Annotated in this window: 1 protein-coding gene and 2 pseudogenes; all 3 read left to right on the top strand. The window is 25.4% G+C overall.

Translation table 11 applies throughout. The annotated features are described in order from the left end of the window. The first annotated feature begins 772 nt into the window (after positions 1-772). Positions 773-1,369 (top strand): hypothetical protein, encoded by a 597-nt coding sequence (locus tag AB6A63_RS01930; RefSeq protein ID WP_370431010.1) that lies wholly within the window; start codon positions 773-775, stop codon positions 1,367-1,369. A 268-nt stretch (positions 1,370-1,637) separates the two neighbouring features. Then, a pseudogene (locus tag AB6A63_RS01935) lies at positions 1,638-2,489 on the top strand (AAA family ATPase). Between the two features lie 2 nt (positions 2,490-2,491). Continuing rightward, positions 2,492-3,109, top strand: a pseudogene (locus AB6A63_RS01940) (hypothetical protein); the annotation flags it as partial.

Genomic DNA, 3,109 nt, shown 5'->3' on the forward strand with positions numbered 1-3,109 from the left:
TTTTTTTTTTTTTTTTTTTTTTTGATTCATAATAATTAAAAATTAATAATTTTTTTTATTAATTTTTAATTATTTTTTTATTTTAAAGAAAATATCTTAGAAAGGAACACAAAATATCAATGCAACAAGAGAATAAAAAATGGATGTTTCTAAATTATAAAAGAAATATTTTTCCATTTTTGTTATTGTTTTCCTTATTTTTCTCTTTTTTTTGTTTGTATTATTGTTGCTACAGGTGAAAATAATACAACACCAATAAATGAGAATGGTGTTTTTTATACCCGAAAACAAGATGATAGAGGTAATATTACCGAACAAAGACGTCTAAAAAGCGACACTGGAGAAATAGATTGGGATAAAATAGATACTTGGAATCGTGAATACAATCAACAAGGAAATATCATCAAACAAACAAGGTTTAAAGCAAACGGTACTCCAGATTCTTATAATAGAGAAACTTATGATAGAACTTATTCACCTGATGGAACGATAATAGATTTGAATCCAAGTGCTCGTTGGTCAATCAAATTTGATAACAACAAAAATATTATCGAACAAAGACGTCTTCAAACGAATAACTAAATAAATTTGAATCATTCAGATACTTAGAATCGAGAATATGATCGAAAAGGAAACATTATAAAACAAAGAGTTTTTTTATCACAAGATAAAGTAAATTATTTTTCTTCAAGCACTTGGAACAAAAAATATGATGACAAAGGCAATGTTGTCGAACAAAGACGTTTAAAAAGTGAGGATGAAATAAGCTGGAATGACGCAAATACTTGGAACAAAAAAATATGATGACAAAGGTAATGTTGTCGAAGAAATTTTATTTAAAGTCGAAATAGATTATAAGGCAGCAGGCACTTTAGAAAAAAAATATGATGATAAAGGTAATGTTATCGAACAAAGACATTTAAAGAATGAAGTAGAAATAGATTGGCAACATTCTAGTACTTGGAATAGAAAATATGACGAAAAAGACCGTATCATTGAACAAATATATTTCAAAGACCAAAATTATATAAACTGTTCTCATAAAGACACTTGGCAAAGAAAATATGATGAAAAAAATAATATTATTGAACAAAGACGTTTAAAAGATGATAAAACAATAGATTGGGCTAGTGAAGGTACTTGGAATCGAGAATATGATGCCAAAGGTGATATCATAAAACGAAGAAGATTTAAAAATGAGAAAGAAATAGATTGGGACAACAACGAAACTTATAATCTTGACGATAAACAAATTGTTAGATTAAATTTAGATGAACCAAATATAAAACAAGACATTAACGAGAACAATACACATAAAAAAATAATTAACGATTTAGATGGAAGAAAATATTTAGAAGAAAATACTTAATGAAGATAATAAAATAATTAGTTCAAGAGTTTTTTTATTAATGGAGACGTTAATTGGAAACACGATAAAACATTTGATATTAATTATAAACTAGATAATAAAAGAACCGAAAAAATAAGATTTTCAGAACAAGGAACCCCTATTATAGGTTTTTTGTCAAATGTTTTTTTAGCTGATGAACTCAGAGATGAGTTACAATATTTAGCTAATTATTTGACAGATTATCCAAAATATCAACAAAAAAAATATTAAAATCCCTAAAGGGTATATATTTCACGGACCTCCCGGAACCGGGAAAACTTATGTAATGAAACAATTATCTAAATCTTTAAATGTTCCTTTTTTTTATGCTTCTAGTACTGAATTTAAAGAGCGTTTTGTAGGCGAAGGTGCGAAAAAAATAAGAAACTTGTTCCAACAAGCATTTGATACTAAAAAACCTTCTATCATTTTTATTGATGAAATTGATATTATTGCTTCTCAAAGAGTTTCTGGTTCAGGAGGAGATGGAAGTCTTGAAAATAATAGTTTAGTTAGCGAATTATTTGTTCAATTAGATTGATTTAACGAACACAATGAATACCCTGTGATTATAATTGGAGCAACTAATATGTTCGATTCCTTGGATCCTGCTATTATCAGACCAGGAAGATTAGAAAAACATATTTTATTTGATTTACCAAATGAAAAAGATACATTAGGTATGTTGAAAAGTTTATTAAAAAAAGATTCAATAAATTTTTCTCCAGAAGTATTGAATGATGAAGTGTTTTTGAAAGAATTAGCTGCAAAATGTTTTGAAGCTAAATTTAGTCAGAGTAGGTTAGATTCATTAATTCAACAAGCAAAACAAATTGCTTTCAAAGAAGATCCTGATAAGCTAGTAGAAAAAAGCCATTTTGAAGACACTTTTACAAAAATAAAATCAGAAAATAAAAAAAATCACCCAATAAAAGAACAATCGACAAAATATTCTTCATTCCTAGATACTAAAAATTTTCAAAGATTATTACAAATTATTATGATAATTTTAATCATTTTCTTTATTCTTACAATTATCTTGTTTGCTTTATACAATCTTCGAAAAAATAAAAAAAAGTTTTTTAGGAGAAAAAAATAAAAATGAAAATTCCAAAAAGATTTTTAAAATCGAAATTATTTTTTATTTTAGGTTTATTATTTGTAATACTTTTAGCGATTGTGTTTGAAACCAAGCAACAATGGCAAGAAAATGATGTTACTTATTTAAATAGACCTCAGGATTTAATTTTACAAATAAAAAATATTCAAAATGAATTAGACTCTATTAAATGTTTTTCTGTTGGAAATAACAGTTTTTTAAGAAATGATAATTTTTATAAAGTTGTAGTGTCTGATATAAATAATAAAAAATGGTATACCCAAATGGACCATTCTTTTTTTAATTATTCTTTTTTAAGAGATATAGAATCTTTTAAAAATTATCTAATTTTTCCGAATAATATAGACAATTTTTTCTTAAAACCGTTTAGTAATGTTATACAGTTTTTTCTTGTTATTGTTTCGCCCTTGTCTTCTGTTATTTTTATCTTTTATATTATTAACGGAATAAAAGAAAAATCTGGAAAATTAAACACTAATCCTGAAGTTTCAGATAAACAAAAATCTCTTTTTACTTTAAAAGATGTCGCTGGAAACAAAGAAGAAAAAGAAGAGATGAAAGAATTAATTGATTTCTTAAACAATCCACACAAATATCAA

Source organism: 'Camptotheca acuminata' phytoplasma (assembly GCF_041276565.1).
Taxonomy (GTDB): domain Bacteria; phylum Bacillota_I; class Bacilli_A; order Acholeplasmatales; family Acholeplasmataceae; genus Phytoplasma.